This window comes from Haloarcula rara (assembly GCF_029338235.1).
GTDB lineage: Archaea > Halobacteriota > Halobacteria > Halobacteriales > Haloarculaceae > Haloarcula > Haloarcula rara.
Genome location: NZ_CP119785.1, coordinates 1,697,541 through 1,712,941, shown reverse-complemented (window position 1 = coordinate 1,712,941; position 15,401 = coordinate 1,697,541). Strand labels below are relative to the sequence as shown.

The window sequence follows — 15,401 nt, the reverse complement described above, 5'->3', positions numbered from 1 at the left end:
CCAGAAAGCCCCGCTGGGCTAAACTCGGGGGGCTCGCTGCGGTCCTCGCTCACTTCGTTCGCTGTGGTCCTTGCTTCGCCCGCCTTCGTTTAGCCCAGCGCCCCTTTCAGTCCCACCCAGCAGTGTTTGACTAGCCAGCATAGGTGGGACTGAAAGGGGCGAGACGCTCGGGGAAGGCGGGCGACGTCGCCGGAAGACGCTACGCGTCTTCCGAGATGATGAAAATCGCTCCGCGATTTTCATATCATAAGCACGCGAGCGAAGCGAGCGCGCACAACGAGCCCCCCGAGCCGAGCGTCTCAGGGCTTTCTGGCTGTTTGCAGCGCTATGAGTAACCACTGCTAGCGAGACTTGCTGGCCGGAACAGCAATATTCACCTCCCCAAACCCAGCAGCTACAGTTCAGTAAAGTGGGTCGGGGCCGGGCGGCATCGCGCGCTTGTGCGCGCTGGTCTCGTACATCTCCCGGACCTGTTCGACGACGCTGGGCGGGACGCCGATGTGGTCGGCGGTGGCGTCCTTGGGCACGCCGCCGTCGATATGGAGCGCCAGAATCGAATCGAGCGTGTCGTATGTCATGCCCATCTCTCCGGCGTCGGTCTGGCCCGACCACATCTCAGCGCTTGCGGTCTTCTCGGCGAGGTCGTCGGGGACGCCGACGTGTTTGGCCAGCTGGCGGACCTGCTGTTTGTACAGCGTCGCGATGGGGTGACAGTCGACAGCGCCGTCGCCGTACTTCGTGTAGTAGCCCACCAGCGCCTCGCTGCGGTTACCGGTCCCCAGAACGATGGCGTCCTCGTGGTTCCCGACGAGATAGTTGAGGACGGCGCGACAGCGCACCCGGAGGTTCCCCACGGCGAGCTGGTCGCCCTCGGCCTCGGGGTAGGCCTCCAGGAAGGCGTCGACGAGCGGGTTGATCTCGATGACGTCGTAGTCGATACCCAGCAGGTCGTTGGCGACCCGCTCGGCGTCGCTCATGTTGTCCGGAGCGTTGACCTCGCTGGGCATGACCAGCCCGTGGACGGCGTCCCGACCCAGCGCCTCCACGGCCAGATGCGAGACGAGCGTGCTGTCGATACCGCCCGACAGCCCGATCACTGCGCGGTCGACCCCCGCCGCGTCGAGCTGGCCCTCGATGAACGCGGTGATGTGCTCGCGGTGCGCCTCGAGTTCGGCCTCCGAGAAGGAGAGGTCAAGCGGGTCCGTCGCCCGCATGACGGTTTCGGCATCAGCCATACCTGAATGTCGGGCGCACGAGACAAATACCCACCTATCGGTGCGGTATTTTCGGACGCGCGTCCACCAGTCGGCCGGGTTTCGGGGCCAGTGTCCACAGCGGTCGAAACGCTACGTTCAAGTGCGCGCCGTGTGACGGTTCGACCAAGCGCCGTTGGTGAGCAATCACGAAGTGATTGCGAGCCTCGGGGCGCGAGTGAACGGAGTAAACGAAGCGCGCCGTTGGTCCAGTGGTAGGACATAGCCTTCCCAAGGCTAGAGCCCGGGTTCAATTCCCGGACGGCGCATCTCTCGGCTCGAACGGACGTGAGAGCCTTGTATGCAAAATAGAGGGAATTGAACCCTGCCAGTGGCAGCCCGGGAAGCGAACGGAGTGAGCGACCCGGAACGTCTGATTCCGGTTCAATTCCCGGACGGCGCACTCCCTCCGGTCGTTTGCCGTCCGATGTTCGCAAAGCCGTCGGCTTTGCTCACTTCCAGAAGACGCGAGGCGTCTTCTGTCGTTCGTGAATCCTTCGGATTCACTCACTCCCGGACGGCGCATTCTGACGCGAACAATTCGTGAGCGTCGAATGCGTTATTCAGGGAATTGAAGCACGGCAGACCGAGCGGGTGACGAATTGAGCGTCCGTCCAGTTAGTATTCCTTAAACAAATCTAGACGAGAGCTTTATGCCAGATAATATCACACACGATAAATACACCCATGGTAGATTGTGACAACTGCAACGACGAGGTGGGTCACGTATGGAAACACCGGCGGCCGACGGAGACGATGACGTACCGGCGCGAAGAGCATCTCTGTGCGGGCTGTCATCCGCGGATGCGCGAGCGGCTGTCCCAGCGCAGCACCTGACCCGCACATTCATGTGCCAGACTGGCTAACCAGTTAGGCATGAATCGCGGTCACACCGTCCTCGTGTGCGGGGACGACGAGGAACGGGTTGCAGAGACGGCGGCGGGCCTCGACACAGCCGAGGCGGGGCTGGCCGTTCGGACGGCGACCGGTCAGGCAGCGGCCGACTCGGTCGACGAGGTCGACTGTGTCGTCAGCCTGGCGTTCGAACTGCCCGAGCTGGTCACGCAGCTCCGGGCGGAGCGGCCGAGACTACCGATAGTGGTGTTCGCCGACGGGGACCCGGAACGGGTCAGCGAGGTGCTGGCCGACGAGACGCTGGCGTACGTCCGGCCGGGCGGGGACACGCAGTACGTCGAACTGGCCCACCGTATCGCGTCGGTGGCGAGGGGCGACGGCCCGGTGGCTATGGGAGCGTTCGACCGCTACGGCGAGGTCATCGACGCGCTCGACGACGGCGTCTACGCGCTCGACGACGATGGGGAGTTCATCTTCGCCAACGAGGCACTGGCGGAGCTGACAGGCTACGACATCGAGGAACTGCTGGGCGAACACACCATCATCATCAAGGACCGCGAGACGGTCGAACTCGCCGAGTCGAAACTGCGGGAGCTGCTCTCGTCGTCGGGCCGAGACGACGTCGGGACGACCTTCGAGCTGGAACTCCGGCGGGCCGACGGACGGACCATCGCCTGTGAGGACCACATGACGGTGCTGTACGGCCCAGACGGCGACTTTCGCGGTACCGCGGGCGTCATCCGTGACATCTCCGAGCGCAAGCGCCGCGAAGAGCTGCTCTCGGCCCTGCAGGAGACCTCCCGGAGCCTGATGCAGGCGCCGAGCCGCGAGGACGTGGCAAGCATCGTCGCCGCCGCGACCGAGCGGGTGCTCGGCCTGGATATGGCCGTCGTCCGGCTGTACGACGCCGACGAGCGGGTGCTCCGGCCGGCGGCGGCGACCGACGCGGTCGTCGAGGCACTGGGCGAACGACCGGTGTACAGCCTCGACGAGGGGGAGGCCGGCCAGGTCTTTGCCTCCGGCGAGACGGCGAGCTACAGCGCCAGTCACGCGCTCGACGACAGCGGGACGACCGTCGGTTCGGGACTGTACATGCCTATCGGCGTCCACGGAACGTTGAGCGTCCTCTCGACCGAGGAGGACGCCTTCGACGACATCGACCGACAGGTCGTCGCGCTGCTTGCGACCAACGCCGCCGCGGCCTGCAACCGCGCGAAACGCGAACAGGAGGTCAGAGAGACCAGAGAGCGCATCGCGACCATCTTAGAACGCATCAACGGCCTCATCGAGAACACCGTCGAGGTGCTGGTCGAGGCGACGACGCGGGAGGCCGTCGAGGCCGGCGTCTGTGCGGAACTGGCGGCGACAGAGCCGTACACGCTCGCATGGATTGGCCGCCCCGCCGTCCACGGGGACAACCTCGACGTCAGCGAGTGGGCCGGAGCGACGGGCGTCGTGGCCGACGGCGAGTCGATAGCGGTCACAGACGACACGCCGGGCGCGAGGGCGCTGGCCGAGGGGCGAAGCGAAATCGTCGGCGACCTCGCAAGCGACGTCGAGTGGGTCCAGCGAGTCCACGAGGCCGGCGTCGAGTCGATGATGGTCGTCCCGCTTTCCTACACCGACTCGACCTACGGCGTGTTGTTCGTCTGTTCGGACCGCCCCGACGCGTTCGACGACCGCGAGCAGGTCGTCCTGGAGGCGCTGGGGCGGGCCGTCGCCAACGCCATCAACGCTATCGAGAGCGGGAAGATTCTGTCGGCGGACAAGGTCATCGAGCTGGAGTTCACCGTCACCGACCGCGACCTGCTGATGAGCCGGCTCTCGGCGTCGACCGACGCGGCGCTGACCTCCGTCGGGACCGTGACCCAGGGCGACGGGTCACTCAGGGTGTATCTCGACACCGAGGGCGGCGACAGCGAGGCCGTCCTGACGGCGCTCGAAGACGACGAATCGGTCCGCAGGGTCACGCAGGTAGCCGAACACGAGGGGTCGGCGCTGTTCGAAATAACCGTTGAGGAGTCGCTGCTGGCGACGCTGGTCGACCACGGCGCGGTGCCCAAGGAGATAACCGGCGAGAACGGTGTCGCTCGCTACACCATCGAACTCCCCTACGAGGGCGACGCCCGCGAGGTGTTCTCGCTCGTCGAGGACAACTACGACGGGACCGACCTGGTGGGCTACCACGAGCACGAGCGACCGGTCCAGACCCAGCAGGAGTTCCAGGCCTCGCTCTCCGAGCGCTTTACCGACCGCCAGGAGACGGCGCTGCGAACCGCGTATCTCGGCGGCTTCTTCGACTGGCCCCGCGAGGTCGACGGCGACGAACTCGCCGAGGCGATGGACATCTCCCGGCCCACGTACCACCAGCATCTGCGGGCCGCTCAGCAGAAGGTGTACGAAGAGTTGTTTGAGTAGCGAGGAATCGAGCGCAGCGAGATTCCTCGAAACGGAGCGGTGAGCGACAGCGAACCGCGGAGTAGAGCGAGGTGGTGAGCGACAGCGAACCGCCTCGGCGGACCGACGCCCGCCACGCGGTACGGAGAGCATGGGTAGGGAGAGGGACGGTCAGACGCGAAATCCAATATTATCGAGCGTTTGTTCTGTTTCACTCGCGATACCCAAATGGCATGTCAGTGTTTGCGGACTATTTCTCGATATCCTGCCAACGGTTATCAGCGGGGACCACGTACAGATGCCATGAGTGTCGAGGGGGACGTTCTCGAACGGGCGCTGGACACCTTGGACGACGTCATCTACGTGTACGACGAGACGGATAGGCTGGTCTACTGGAACAAGCGACTCAACGAACTGTACGGCCTGAGCGACACCGAACTCGACGGGATGGCAGCGACGGATTTCTTCGGGCCAGCGGACCAACCGACAGTCGAGGCGGCCCTCGAGGAGATACGCGAGACAGGTGAGACTATCGTCGAAGCGGTGAGTCCGACAGTCGAGGGCCCCGTCCGCTTCGAACTGACGGGGCGGCAACTCACCGACGACGACGGCGAGGTACTCGGGTTCGTCGGCATCGGCCGGGACGTGACCGAGCGCTCCGAGCAGGCGGGCCAGCTCAGCCAGCACAACGAGCGCCTCGCCGAGTTCGCGGACCTGCTGGTTCACGACATCCGGAATCCGCTCTCGGTCGCGAGCGGCCACCTCGCGCTGGCCCGCGACGGCGATGCGGCGTCGCTCGACGCCATCGAGGCGGCCCACGAGCGCATCGACCGCATCATCACCGACATCCGACTGGCGACCCGGGAGGGGACGCTGGCGACCGACATCGAACCGACCGACATCGCGTGGGCGGCCCGCGAAGCCTGGGAGTACGTCGACACCGAGGACGCCGTCTTCGACGGCCCGGAGCAGCTCCGGCTCGACGCGGACGCCGACCGGCTCCTGCGGCTGTTCGAGAACCTCTTTCGGAATTCGATAGAACACGGACAGACGGACGACGAGACTCCGGTGACGGTTCGACTGGAAGCGACGGCCGGCGGGTTCGCCGTGGAGGACGACGGCGCCGGTATCGACCCTGCGGTCCGGGACCAGGTCTTCGACCCCGGCGTGAGCGACACCACCGGTGGCACTGGTTTCGGGCTGTACATCGTGCGCACTATCGCGGCGGCCCACGGCTGGGAGGTGGCGGTGACCGAAGCGACCAGTGGCGGCGCCCGCTTTGATTTTACCTGAACTGAGGCGCTAAGGCCCCTTCCTCAACGAGCGACCGAAGGGAGCGAGTAGGGAGGGGATACAGCGTCCTCAGAAATCAGAGATTTCTGATGTGCGAACGAGAGCTTCGCTCTCGTTAACGCCTGTGGAGACTGCGCTTCCTGTGGATACCAATTCCGTATCTGCAAAGTGCGTCATGGAAACAGGAAGTCGTTCGAAAGACGGAGTCTTTCGTGATCACGAAAATCTTCGATTTTCGGACGACCCCACCCACAAGCGCGAGCCGTTAGGCGAGCGGTAGGGTGGGGTAGTTCACCGTCTAGGGCATCCCGCCCAGCCCGAACGAGGAGAGCAGGCTGGTCACGAGCCCGTAGACGACGAGGCCGAGACCGCTGACGACCATGGCGAGCCCGGCGGCCAGAATCAGGTTCTGCCACGCCACGAGACCGATACCCGCAAGGAGGACGACGATACCGGCGACGCCGGCGACACCGAGTTTATCGAGCATACCCGAGTTCCGGTCGGCGGGCGAAAAAGGCCGTCGAAGCCCATCGGGTCCGGGCGGCAGGGCAGCCGCACGGACCCGTGGCTCAGTACTCGAACTCGGTGTCGATAGACTGTGCGGCCCCGACCATCTCGGCTATCGCGTCCTGGCGACGCATCAGCGTCATCGTGTTGCCGACCACGTCGAAGGTGCCGTCCATGACGGATTCGGAGACGTCAAGCTCGCCCGAGAGCAGGTCGGCCCACGCGTCGTAGGAGCCACGCATGGCGAAGTCGTAGTCGGCGTCACCGTCGACGAGTTCGGTGGCAGTACAGGCGCCGTCGGCGAGCGTGACGAGGATCCGAACCGGCTCGCCCTCGTAGCGGTCGTCGGCCTGTATCTCGAAGCGGAAGGTCGCCTCGAAGTCGGCGGCGGCGGCCGCGAACGCCTCCCTGTCGTTGATGCGGTCGCGCCACGTGTCGGCCCACGAAGCGGCGTCAGCCGGCAGTGTCAGTGTCATTGGCGACCGTTCTGCTGGCCGGGTCTTGGGCCTTGCCACTTCCCGGCGGGCCTGTGCCGTCGCTCGCGGCGACGGCAATCGTACAAAACTTAACCCTCCCGGGACCGAATACCCGCGTATGAGCGACAACGAGGGCCGGAAGGACCTGCGGATGCCGGACGACAGCGAGGTGTTCGCGGTCGTCACCGACATGCTTGGGGCGAACCGTGTCAAAGTACGCTGTATGGACGGCGTCGAGCGCACAGCCCGAATTCCGGGCAAGATGCAGAAACGCATCTGGATCCGCGAGGACGACGTCGTCCTCGTCGAGCCGTGGGATTGGCAAGACGAGAAGGCCGACATCACCTGGCGCTACGAGAAACAGGACGCAGACCAGCTCCGCGAGGAGGGCCACATCAAGGAGTAGCGCCGAATGCACCGCGCCACAGCGTCGACGGGGGTCGAGACGTGACCGACAGCGAAAGCGAGTTCGGACTGCTCGATACCGAGGAGGTCGACGGTGTCGGCGACGAGTGGGAGGAGATCGACGTCAGCGACACCGACGCCGACCGCATCGCCCGCAAGCGCGACCGCGAGTTCAGCGAGTTCCGCAAGCGAATCAAGGACGCAGACCAGTTCAAGGTCGAGGCCAGCGTCTTCGACGACGCGACCTACGGCGCCCTGTACAAGCTCGTCCAGGACGGCCACATCGACGCCTTCGGCGGGCCGATATCGACGGGCAAGGAGGCCAACGTCTACACCGCGCTCTCGGGCGACCACGAGGTCGCAGTCAAGGTCTACCGTATCAACGCCTCCGACTTCACCGATATGCGGGGCTATCTCGACGGCGACCCCAGATTCGATGGTATCGGCTCCGATAAGAAGAAAGTCGTCACCGCGTGGGTCCGCAAGGAGTCCTCGAACCTGAAGCGAGCGCGGCGGGCCGGCGTGCGCACTCCGAAACCCATCGCGGTCGAGCGCAACGTCCTCGTGATGGAGTATCTGGGGACCGAGGAAGGGAGAGCGAAGCGTCTCAGCGAGGTCCACATCGAGAATCCAGATACCGCCTACGAGGTCGTCAAGGAGTACCTCCGGCGGCTCTACGACGCCGGGCTGGTACACGGCGACTTCTCGGAGTACAACATCGTCTTCCACGAGGGGCAACTGTACATCATCGACCTCGGACAGGCGGTGACGATACACCACCCCAACGCCGAGGAGTTCCTCGAACGGGACTGTCGCAACATCTCGAACTTCTTCGCCCGCCAGGGCGTCGAGACGACGCCCGAGGACCTGCTCGCGTACGTCCGCGAGTACGCGACGCCACAGGACAACGAGGACACCGCGCCCGGCAGCGACGACGACGCCGTGCCACAGGGGACTTTCGAGGACCGCGAGGAGTGACGGAGACAGCTGCGAGCCTGGCGGCTTTCTCAAGGTTTAATGTCCGGCCTGCGATAGCCACCCACATGAGTACGGCAACGAAAATCGTCCTGGGAACCATCGCTGTCTCCGCACTGCTCTCGGTCGCCATCATCGCGAACCTCGTCGTGTTCTCGGCGTAGATGTTCAGCGAGCGCGATATCGACGGGGACGTCGCGGCGGTCCGGGACGCGTACGCCCCCGACGCCGTCGTCCTGAACGCGGCGACGGACTTCGAGACGCTTTCCCCGGCAGTGGCCGAGGACCTGCTTCTGGTCACCGACTCGGTCGACCCGCTCGCGCTCGACCCGTCGTGGCTCCCCGACAGCGCGCCGGCACAGCTCACCCGCTACGTCGGGGGCGACTTCACTGTCGGCCTGCCCGGCGACGGCGGCGTCGCCTGGACCACTCAGACCGAGCCGGCCTGTGTCATCGTCAAACCGCGACTGGAGACCTCTCCCGACGCCTTCGTCGACTTCCTCGTCGCCGAGGCCATCGTCGAGACGAGCCTCGGCGAGCCCGAGCAGTTCGTCTCGTTCTTCGGCGACCGCTACCGGGACCTCGCGGCCGTCACCGACCCACACGTGGGTCCGACGGGGACCTACCAGCTCGCCGTGGCGCTGTACGACGCCTACCTCGGGCTGCAGACCCGCGAGACCTTCGAGACGTGGGCCGACGACTACCCCGACTGCTACGACGCCTGGGCCGACGCCGGCGAGCGGCTGCAACCGCGCCTGTCGGACCTCCCGGGCGAGGTCGCCCGCGGCCGGACCGACTTCGCGGCCGCCGCGGAGCTGGCCTGCAGCGCCGTCAAGCACGACCTGGAGCTGCCCGCGCCCTTCGCAGCGCTGGATACGTCGGCCTACGGCGACCACGGCGCAGACTACGCTGTCCGGTGGGCCGAGAAGACCATCGAGCAGCTGGTGTAGCTCACTCCGGCGGGTCGATACTGAAGCTGACCTCGTCGTCTATCTCGTCGATTCGATAGGTGAATGTGCCCGGTCGGTTGATCCGGATATCGTCACGCTCGACCTGTATTTCTCCGTTCGCCGGAACGTTCTCGTGGTACGAAAAGTCAACTTCCACGGAGTCAGCCCTGGCGGGGTCGAGCGTTACGGTGTCGGTGACGACGCTGCTGTCGCGGTCGGTGCGGTTCCGGAAGCCGAGCGTCCAGTCGAACGGTTCGCCCGCGACGGCGTCGTCCGGGAACTCCTCGATGTACATCTCGGCCTCGCCCGCACCCAGCGGTTCGACGATGTCGAACGCCACCTCCGTCGAGATCGACGTGTCGTACTCCTCGGAATTGGCGAGCACCTCGGCGGTGTAGTCGCCCATCGTCCAGTCAGTCGTGTCAAACGCGAACCAGGCCTGCCGGCTCACACTGTCGCCGTCGGCGACGACGTTCACCTCTCTGGTGTTGGTGTCGAGACGAGCCCCCTCGTCGTCGAACACGCGCGTTTCGACGAGTCCGCGCGCACTGCCCCCGCTGGCCGGCAGGTCGTACTCGACCCCGACGACGAGTGGGGCGCCCTGACCGACGCTGTCGATGTCGCCGAGGGACGTGTATTCCCCCTTGTCGAGCAACAGTCCCGCGTTGGTCACGCTCGGCGTCGGGTCGGGCTGCTGGGCTGTCGCAGTCGCCCGCTCGGTCGGTGTGGGCGTCCCGTCGGTGGTCGAAGTCCGGGTCGCCGTCTCTGTGCCGTCGCCCTCGCTACAGCCGCTGACGGCCGCGGCGGCTGCGCCCAGTGCTGTGAGATACGTTCTCCGGTCCATGGTAAGCCGGGTCTGGCCGCGGGTTCGCATATAAACTCTCGGCCGGGTCAGAGCCGTTCGAGCACCGCGTCAGCGTCGTAGTTGAGCGTCAGCTGCCGGGAGCGCCCGCGGCCCTCCACTTCGGTGTACTCGGCGTCGATGATGCCCAGCTGGTCGAGCTTGTTGATTATCTCGGAGTAGCGAGTGTAGCCCAGCCCGCTGGCTTCGTTGAACGCGTCGTAGATGTCGCCGGCCCGTTTCCCGTCGTGCTCGGCGATGACCTCGACGAGGGCGCGCTCGGAATCGGAGAGCTCCCGCAGCCGACGCGAGAGGTGGACGTACTTGGACTTGTCGTAGGCCGACTCGACGTCTTCCAGCTCGACGCTCCGGGAGGCGCGCATCTCGGCGTTCATCCCGGCCCGCCGCAAGAGGTCGATACCCACCCGCAGGTCGCCGCCCTGCTCGGCGGTGAGTTCGGCCACGCGGTCCAGTACCTGGGTGCCGACGACGCCCTCGTTGAAGCCGCGCTCGACGCGCTCGTCGAGGATATCGACGATTTCGGCCTGGCCGTACTTGTTGAAATACACCTCTTCGGGCCGGAAGACGGACTGGACGCGCGTGTCGAGTTCCTCGATGACGTCGAGTTCGAGGTCCGAGGAGACACAGATGACGCCGACCCGGGCCCCGGAGTGGGCCTCGTGGGCTCTGAGAAGGGAGTACAGCGTATCACTGGCTTCGGACTCGTAGAAGAGGTAGTTCACGTCGTCCAGCGCGACGACGAGCACCTCGTCTTCCTCGACGAGCTTGTCCGTTATCTGGGAGAACAGCTTCTTGAACGAGATACCCGAGGAGGGCGGTTCGTAGTCGAATATTTCAGCAAAGAGCCGGGAGAAGACGGCGTAGCGCGTCGAGTCCACCTGGCAGTTGACCCGCACCGCCTGGACGTCCGTCTGGGCGGTCAACTCGTCGAAGAGAATCTGGGTCGAGGTGGTCTTGCCGGTGCCGGGCGGGCCCCGGGCGATGACGTTCAGCGGGCGAGACCCACGGACGGCGGGGCGGAGCGCGTACTTCAGCGTCTCCATCTGCGTCTCGCGGTGTTTGAACGTCTCCGGCAGCCAGTCGATCTCGAAGACGTGTTCGTCCCTGAAGACGGACTCGTCCCATCCGAGCATGTCCTCCTCAGGATTGTCGCTCATCACTTTCACCGAGCTTCGCTGCCCACTTAACCATTTGCCACCGACAGTGAAAGTGGAACTGACGGTGAACGCGGGGCTCGGAGCGGCGACGACGGTCAGTCGCGACAGTCGACACCAGCTACACATCGTATCGGTCGCAGCACACTCGGGCCAGCAAACAGACAATTCGTGGTACTTTACGTTCTATTTTTATTAATTATTTTTGTATTTATTTAAAACTACATCTAGAAATTGTACTTCCCCGAATGCGAAAGTATGGGCCGCCTATCGGAACATATGATTCTATGCAAACTATTTTATTCTTGTAATACCCCAGACCTGATACGCAATGGGTGGACAGGTTAAGCCTGCAAGGGATACCGCAGGGGAGATAGACAGGGGAGAAACGACGTCCGAGGAGTTACTGTGGATCGTGTCGGTATCGTTGCTCACTGCATCACAGTCGTGTAACGACATCGCTACGCAGTCGAGTCTGTTCCAGTACCAGCAAGCCGCTACAGAGCGAGAGTACGACGGATTCGGGAATCGGAATCTCGAAAACATACGGCAGTCCCTGGAAGCGGCAAAAGAGGACATCAACCTGGCGCTGGACGCGATCGAGGAACTCGACCAGCAGACCGAGTGAACGCGCACGCGATGACAGGGGTGCTCGTCACGCCGCAGGTGACACTGAGAGTACGTCGGCGCGCTGTACCGGACTACGCGTCCCCGTCTGCCGCACACTCCGCATCGAGAAACGCCTCGAAATCGGTCTCGTCGTCCTCGTAGACCGATTGGTTCGCGGCGGCGACACGCCCCTTGTCGGTAATCTCGTAGACGACGAAGTCTACACCGAGGCTCAGTACCCGAACGAGGAGCCGGTGCGCCAGCTCGACTAACCACCAAACCCAAATTCCAAATTTTTAGATAGGTTCACTCATGATACACGATAACACAGACAGACGTGGTTTGCGGTATCTGGTGGTCGTAGTCGTCGTGCTCACGGCGTTCGCACCGGCAACTGCCACCGCAGTCCCGAGTCCACCACACGAGGTGTTCGGCACTGTTACCGACCAGAACGGCGACGCGGTCAGTGACGCGACCGTCACTGTGACCGGTCCCGACGGTAACAGCTACACGGCGACGACGGGCGCCGACGGGTACTACGAGCTCTCGGTGCCGGCCGAGGAACAGGAGTCCGGCGACGAACTGACCGTGTCGGTCGAGGAACAGTCCGACACAACGTCGTTCTCCTCGGGCGCTTCCGAGGAGTTCGACTTCAGCGTCCAGGCCGATACCGACGACGACACCGACGTTCCCAGCGGGGGCGGCGGTGGCGGTAGCGTCGGCGGTGCCGGCGACGACGACACCGGCGAGGGTATGACGGTCTCAGATAGCATCTCCGGGACCAACGCGACCATCTCCGTCGACGGTGAGAGCCTGAGCGCAGTCGGCTTCACCAGCCAGACCAACCTGAGCGCGACGGTCTCGATCACCGAGCGAACCGGTCCGTCGGTCGAAGGCCCCGCGAACAGGACCTTCGCCACCGGCGCGGACATCGAGTTCGTCCTCGGTGAGAGTGACGGCATCGAGACCATTCGAATCGGGGTCAAGCAGTCCCGGCTCGACGAACTCGGCGTCACGGCGGACCAGCTGTCGATCTACCACCTGAACGAGACCGCCGGCGAGTGGGCGGAACTCGACACGACGGTCGTCAGACAGAACGACAACCGCGTCGTGCTGGAGGCACCGCCGGACGGCTTCTCCGAGTACGCGGTCTTCGCGACGGACCCGGGACAGACCGACCCGCCGGAAACACCGACGCCGGGAACGCCGACCGACACTGCCACGCCGACCGACACTGCCACGCCTGTCGACGATGACCAGCCGACCGACGGCGAGTCGACCGACGGCGGGCCGACAGCCACGACGGACGGGAGCGGTCCCGGCTTCACCGCCGCGGTCGCGCTGCTCGCGCTCGTCGCTGCTGCGTTGCTAGCCGTCCGACGCGACGACTAACGGGAACGACCCGTCCTGCGGTTCTGTTTTTTGACCGCGATCCAGCAACGACACCGTGTCACAGATTCACCGCCGGAGTGGCGCCGATGGCGCGGCGAAACACGACGGGTGGGTCGTGGCGGTCGCTCCCGAGTTACGGCGTCAGAACTTCTCTAACAGCCCGGCGTAGAACCCGTCGCCGTCTTCGGCGAGCTTCTCGACGATGAGCTCCGGGGTCGAGCGGGCGAGCTCCCCTTTCACGGGCGAGCGATTCACCCGCAACTCGCCGTCGACCAGCCCCTCGGCCTGGATACCGTCGACCGAGAGGTCGGCGTCGGCGGCCTCGACGATGTCCTCGGCGAGGTGAGAGACGAAGACGCCGGCGGCCTCCCGCTCGGTGAGCGATTCGAGGATGCCGGCGATGATGGTCGCGGCGGCGCCCGGTTCGGTGATGGATTCGAGTTCGTCGACCAGTACCAGAACGGGGCGGTCAGCGGTCACGTCGGTGACTAATCCGCCGAAGTCCCGCAGCGTCGTCTCGAAGGCGCCCGCGTCCAGCGTCCCCTGGGTCTTGGCGTGGTAGTGGAGTTCCGAAATCCGCCCGACGCGGGCCGACTCGGCGGGGACGGGCAGCCCCATGTGGGCCAGGACGGTCACCAGCGCCACCAGGTCCAGCGTCGAGGTCTTGCCCCCGCTGTTGACTCCCGAGAGGACGGTGACGCCGTCGACGCGGTAGTCGACGGGTTCGACCTCGGCGAAGGGGACATCGAGCAGCGGCGACCGACCGCCCTCGATGTCGAAGCCGGGCTCGTCGGTCAGTTCGGGCAGCGTGGCCTCGAAGTCGACGGCGAATCTGGCGACAGCGAGTTCCACGTCCAGCTCCAGTGCCGCGTCAACGAGCGTCTGGGCGGCACCTCGCACGGACGCGAGCTCGTCCGCTATCGCGCGTTTGCGCTGGGTCGCCCGGCGGTCCCGCGTCGCGGTCAGCTCCTCGCGGAGCCGCGAGACGACGCGTTCCTCGTGTTCGACCGGATAGGTCGGCTCGTCGGGGAACGCCCGGCGGGCCATCGCCTCCGTGTCACGCAACTGGAGCGCGTCGACGAGGTGGTCCCGTGCCCGGTCGACGGCCTCGGCGTACTCGTCGGCCAGTTCCCGGTCGAGCAGCGAGTCCACCCCCGCGCCCCGTTCGACCAGCGACAGCAGGTCCGTCCCCTCGATGGTGACGTCCCGTTCCTCGATGGCCGCCCGCAGGTGGTCGTTGGCGACGCCCTCTGCGGCCGAGACGGCGGCGTCGAGGTCGTCCACGGCGGTCGCGAGCCGGTCGAGTTCCTCGTCGCCCCTGACCGAGCCGTCCTCGCCGAGCTGGTCGAGCGCCGACTCGAGCGCGTCGAGGTCACAGGGGGCCTCGAGGTCGACCTCGCGGTGGACCGCGACGGCGGCCCGCACGGCGTCGCGGTTCCGGGCGAAGAACGTGAGAACGCGCTCGGGGACGACCGACGCGGGCGCTTCCAGGGCGTCGGGTTCGACCCGCACGTCCCCCTCGACGTCGACGCCGGCGAAGGCCTCGTCGAGGACGACGACGGTCGCATAGGAGCGGGCCAGCTCCGCGAGCTGGCGGGCGTCGTCGACGAGTTCGACGCTCACCTCCGGAATCGCGGACTGTGCCGCGGCGTACGTCTCGGCGTCGCCGGTCGCCAGACAGCGGTCCCGGACCCGCACGTCACCGGGCTCGGTCAGTGGTTCGACGCCGGAAAGCGCCTCGCGGACCGCGGGCGTCGGCTCGCGTTCGAGCGCGCGCTCGGTGAACGCCCGGACCTCGTCGATGCGGCTCCGAACGCCGCTTGGATACAGCGTCTCCAGACGCTTGGCGCCGTAGTCGGTGACGGTGCGCTCCTGTAGCAGGCCCAGCGCCGCCTCGTACAGCTCCCGGGCCCGCTGTGTGGCGGCGAAGCCGCCGGGGTCGTCGTGTTCGGCCCGAATCGCGCCGCGTGCGATGTGGGCGGCCCGACCCTCGCTGATTCCGGGGGCCCGCGAGAGCGCGGCCACGTCGCCCTCGCTCAGGGCCCGCTCGGGGTCGTCGAGTTCGCGCAACGCCTCGGCCGTCTTCGCCCCGACGCCCGGTACCGATTCGAGCTCCATCTGTCGGGCCATTCGCGGCCGACGAGAAAAAACCTCCCGTGACAGGGGTCGGGACAACGATTTGTCGATATGTGTCACCGCCGGGCGGCGATAGCTAGAACGGAAGTGTGGCGCCCCTGTGAGGCGGCGCCGACCCGTGTGACGGCCCCAGGGCC

Annotated in this window: 15 protein-coding genes and 1 tRNA gene; 10 read left to right on the top strand and 6 right to left on the bottom strand. The window is 65.6% G+C overall.

Going from position 1 to position 15,401, the window contains the following annotated elements:
* Positions 1 to 401: 401 nt before the first annotated feature.
* Positions 402 to 1,235, bottom strand: coding sequence for an NAD+ synthase (locus P1K32_RS09055; RefSeq protein WP_276249412.1), 834 nt, complete (start codon positions 1,233 to 1,235; stop codon positions 402 to 404).
* A 216-nt stretch (positions 1,236 to 1,451) separates the two neighbouring features.
* Here P1K32_RS09055 and P1K32_RS09050 point away from each other — a divergent pair.
* The 4 genes from P1K32_RS09050 (at position 1,452) to P1K32_RS09035 (ending at position 5,798) form a co-directional block, all read left to right on the top strand.
* Positions 1,452 to 1,522: transfer RNA gene (locus tag P1K32_RS09050), tRNA-Gly, on the top strand.
* 418 nt (positions 1,523 to 1,940) lie between these two features.
* Positions 1,941 to 2,090 (top strand): hypothetical protein, encoded by a 150-nt coding sequence (locus P1K32_RS09045; protein ID WP_276249411.1) that lies wholly within the window; start codon positions 1,941 to 1,943, stop codon positions 2,088 to 2,090.
* Positions 2,091 to 2,129: 39 nt separating this feature from the next.
* Positions 2,130 to 4,526: a bacterio-opsin activator domain-containing protein gene (locus P1K32_RS09040; RefSeq protein WP_276249410.1), complete on the top strand. Its 2,397-nt coding sequence runs from the start codon at positions 2,130 to 2,132 to the stop codon at positions 4,524 to 4,526.
* A gap of 282 nt (positions 4,527 to 4,808) precedes the next feature.
* On the top strand, positions 4,809 to 5,798 hold the full coding sequence (locus tag P1K32_RS09035) for a sensor histidine kinase (protein ID WP_276249409.1): 990 nt from the start codon (positions 4,809 to 4,811) through the stop codon (positions 5,796 to 5,798).
* Positions 5,799 to 6,096: 298 nt separating this feature from the next.
* Here P1K32_RS09035 and P1K32_RS09030 read toward each other — a convergent pair whose 3' ends face one another.
* Together P1K32_RS09030 and P1K32_RS09025 are read right to left on the bottom strand one after the other, a co-directional pair.
* Positions 6,097 to 6,285, bottom strand: a complete 189-nt coding sequence (locus tag P1K32_RS09030; RefSeq protein WP_276249408.1) for a DUF7470 family protein — start codon at positions 6,283 to 6,285, stop codon at positions 6,097 to 6,099.
* A gap of 82 nt (positions 6,286 to 6,367) precedes the next feature.
* Positions 6,368 to 6,781, bottom strand: coding sequence for an SCP2 sterol-binding domain-containing protein (locus tag P1K32_RS09025; protein WP_276249407.1), 414 nt, complete (start codon positions 6,779 to 6,781; stop codon positions 6,368 to 6,370).
* 118 nt (positions 6,782 to 6,899) lie between these two features.
* On the opposite strand from P1K32_RS09025, the gene eif1A reads away from it, so the two are divergent.
* The 4 genes from eif1A to P1K32_RS09010 all read left to right on the top strand — a co-directional run bounded on the left by eif1A (position 6,900) and on the right by P1K32_RS09010 (position 9,111).
* Positions 6,900 to 7,187: a translation initiation factor eIF-1A gene (gene eif1A, locus P1K32_RS09020; RefSeq protein ID WP_276249406.1), complete on the top strand. Its 288-nt coding sequence runs from the start codon at positions 6,900 to 6,902 to the stop codon at positions 7,185 to 7,187.
* Between the two features lie 41 nt (positions 7,188 to 7,228).
* Positions 7,229 to 8,164, top strand: a complete 936-nt coding sequence (gene rio1 / locus P1K32_RS09015) for a serine/threonine-protein kinase Rio1 (protein WP_276249405.1) — start codon at positions 7,229 to 7,231, stop codon at positions 8,162 to 8,164.
* Between the two features lie 65 nt (positions 8,165 to 8,229).
* Entirely contained in the window at positions 8,230 to 8,325 is a 96-nt protein-coding gene (locus tag P1K32_RS17780) for a hypothetical protein (RefSeq protein ID WP_419181046.1), read from the top strand.
* A complete protein-coding gene (locus P1K32_RS09010) occupies positions 8,326 to 9,111 on the top strand; it encodes a DUF7089 family protein (protein ID WP_276249404.1) in 786 nt (261 codons plus the stop codon).
* Between the two features lies 1 nt (position 9,112).
* On the opposite strand, the gene P1K32_RS09005 is transcribed toward P1K32_RS09010, so the two are convergent.
* On the bottom strand, positions 9,113 to 9,955 hold the full coding sequence (locus tag P1K32_RS09005) for a hypothetical protein (protein WP_276249403.1): 843 nt from the start codon (positions 9,953 to 9,955) through the stop codon (positions 9,113 to 9,115).
* 47 nt (positions 9,956 to 10,002) lie between these two features.
* The gene (locus P1K32_RS09000) at positions 10,003 to 11,130 is read right to left on the bottom strand and encodes an ORC1-type DNA replication protein (RefSeq protein WP_276249402.1); all 1,128 of its coding nucleotides are present in this window, start codon (positions 11,128 to 11,130) and stop codon (positions 10,003 to 10,005) included.
* 328 nt (positions 11,131 to 11,458) lie between these two features.
* Here P1K32_RS09000 and P1K32_RS08995 point away from each other — a divergent pair, with 328 nt between their 5' ends.
* Both P1K32_RS08995 and P1K32_RS08990 read left to right on the top strand, forming a co-directional pair.
* Positions 11,459 to 11,755: a hypothetical protein gene (locus P1K32_RS08995; RefSeq protein WP_276249401.1), complete on the top strand. Its 297-nt coding sequence runs from the start codon at positions 11,459 to 11,461 to the stop codon at positions 11,753 to 11,755.
* Positions 11,756 to 12,090: 335 nt separating this feature from the next.
* Positions 12,091 to 13,128, top strand: a complete 1,038-nt coding sequence (locus P1K32_RS08990; RefSeq protein ID WP_276249400.1) for a PGF-CTERM sorting domain-containing protein — start codon at positions 12,091 to 12,093, stop codon at positions 13,126 to 13,128.
* Between the two features lie 141 nt (positions 13,129 to 13,269).
* On the opposite strand, the gene P1K32_RS08985 is transcribed toward P1K32_RS08990, so the two are convergent.
* Positions 13,270 to 15,246, bottom strand: a complete 1,977-nt coding sequence (locus P1K32_RS08985; RefSeq protein ID WP_276249399.1) for a MutS-related protein — start codon at positions 15,244 to 15,246, stop codon at positions 13,270 to 13,272.
* Positions 15,247 to 15,401: the final 155 nt, after the last annotated feature.

Bases quoted from the DNA above. Each gene is read 5' to 3' on its own strand.
- P1K32_RS09000 (WP_276249402.1), bottom strand. From the start codon at position 11,130: ATGAGCGACAATCCTGAGGAGGACATGCTCGGATGGGACGAGTCCGTC.
- P1K32_RS09045 (WP_276249411.1), top strand. From the start codon at position 1,941: ATGGTAGATTGTGACAACTGCAACGACGAGGTGGGTCACGTATGGAAA.
- P1K32_RS08995 (WP_276249401.1), top strand. From the start codon at position 11,459: ATGGGTGGACAGGTTAAGCCTGCAAGGGATACCGCAGGGGAGATAGAC.
- P1K32_RS08985 (WP_276249399.1), bottom strand. From the start codon at position 15,246: ATGGAGCTCGAATCGGTACCGGGCGTCGGGGCGAAGACGGCCGAGGCG.
- P1K32_RS09035 (WP_276249409.1), top strand. From the start codon at position 4,809: ATGAGTGTCGAGGGGGACGTTCTCGAACGGGCGCTGGACACCTTGGAC.
- P1K32_RS09005 (WP_276249403.1), bottom strand. From the start codon at position 9,955: ATGGACCGGAGAACGTATCTCACAGCACTGGGCGCAGCCGCCGCGGCC.
- eif1A (WP_276249406.1), top strand. From the start codon at position 6,900: ATGAGCGACAACGAGGGCCGGAAGGACCTGCGGATGCCGGACGACAGC.
- P1K32_RS09010 (WP_276249404.1), top strand. From the start codon at position 8,326: ATGTTCAGCGAGCGCGATATCGACGGGGACGTCGCGGCGGTCCGGGAC.
- P1K32_RS09025 (WP_276249407.1), bottom strand. From the start codon at position 6,781: ATGACACTGACACTGCCGGCTGACGCCGCTTCGTGGGCCGACACGTGG.
- P1K32_RS17780 (WP_419181046.1), top strand. From the start codon at position 8,230: ATGAGTACGGCAACGAAAATCGTCCTGGGAACCATCGCTGTCTCCGCA.
- P1K32_RS09030 (WP_276249408.1), bottom strand. From the start codon at position 6,285: ATGCTCGATAAACTCGGTGTCGCCGGCGTCGCCGGTATCGTCGTCCTC.
- P1K32_RS09040 (WP_276249410.1), top strand. From the start codon at position 2,130: ATGAATCGCGGTCACACCGTCCTCGTGTGCGGGGACGACGAGGAACGG.
- P1K32_RS09055 (WP_276249412.1), bottom strand. From the start codon at position 1,235: ATGGCTGATGCCGAAACCGTCATGCGGGCGACGGACCCGCTTGACCTC.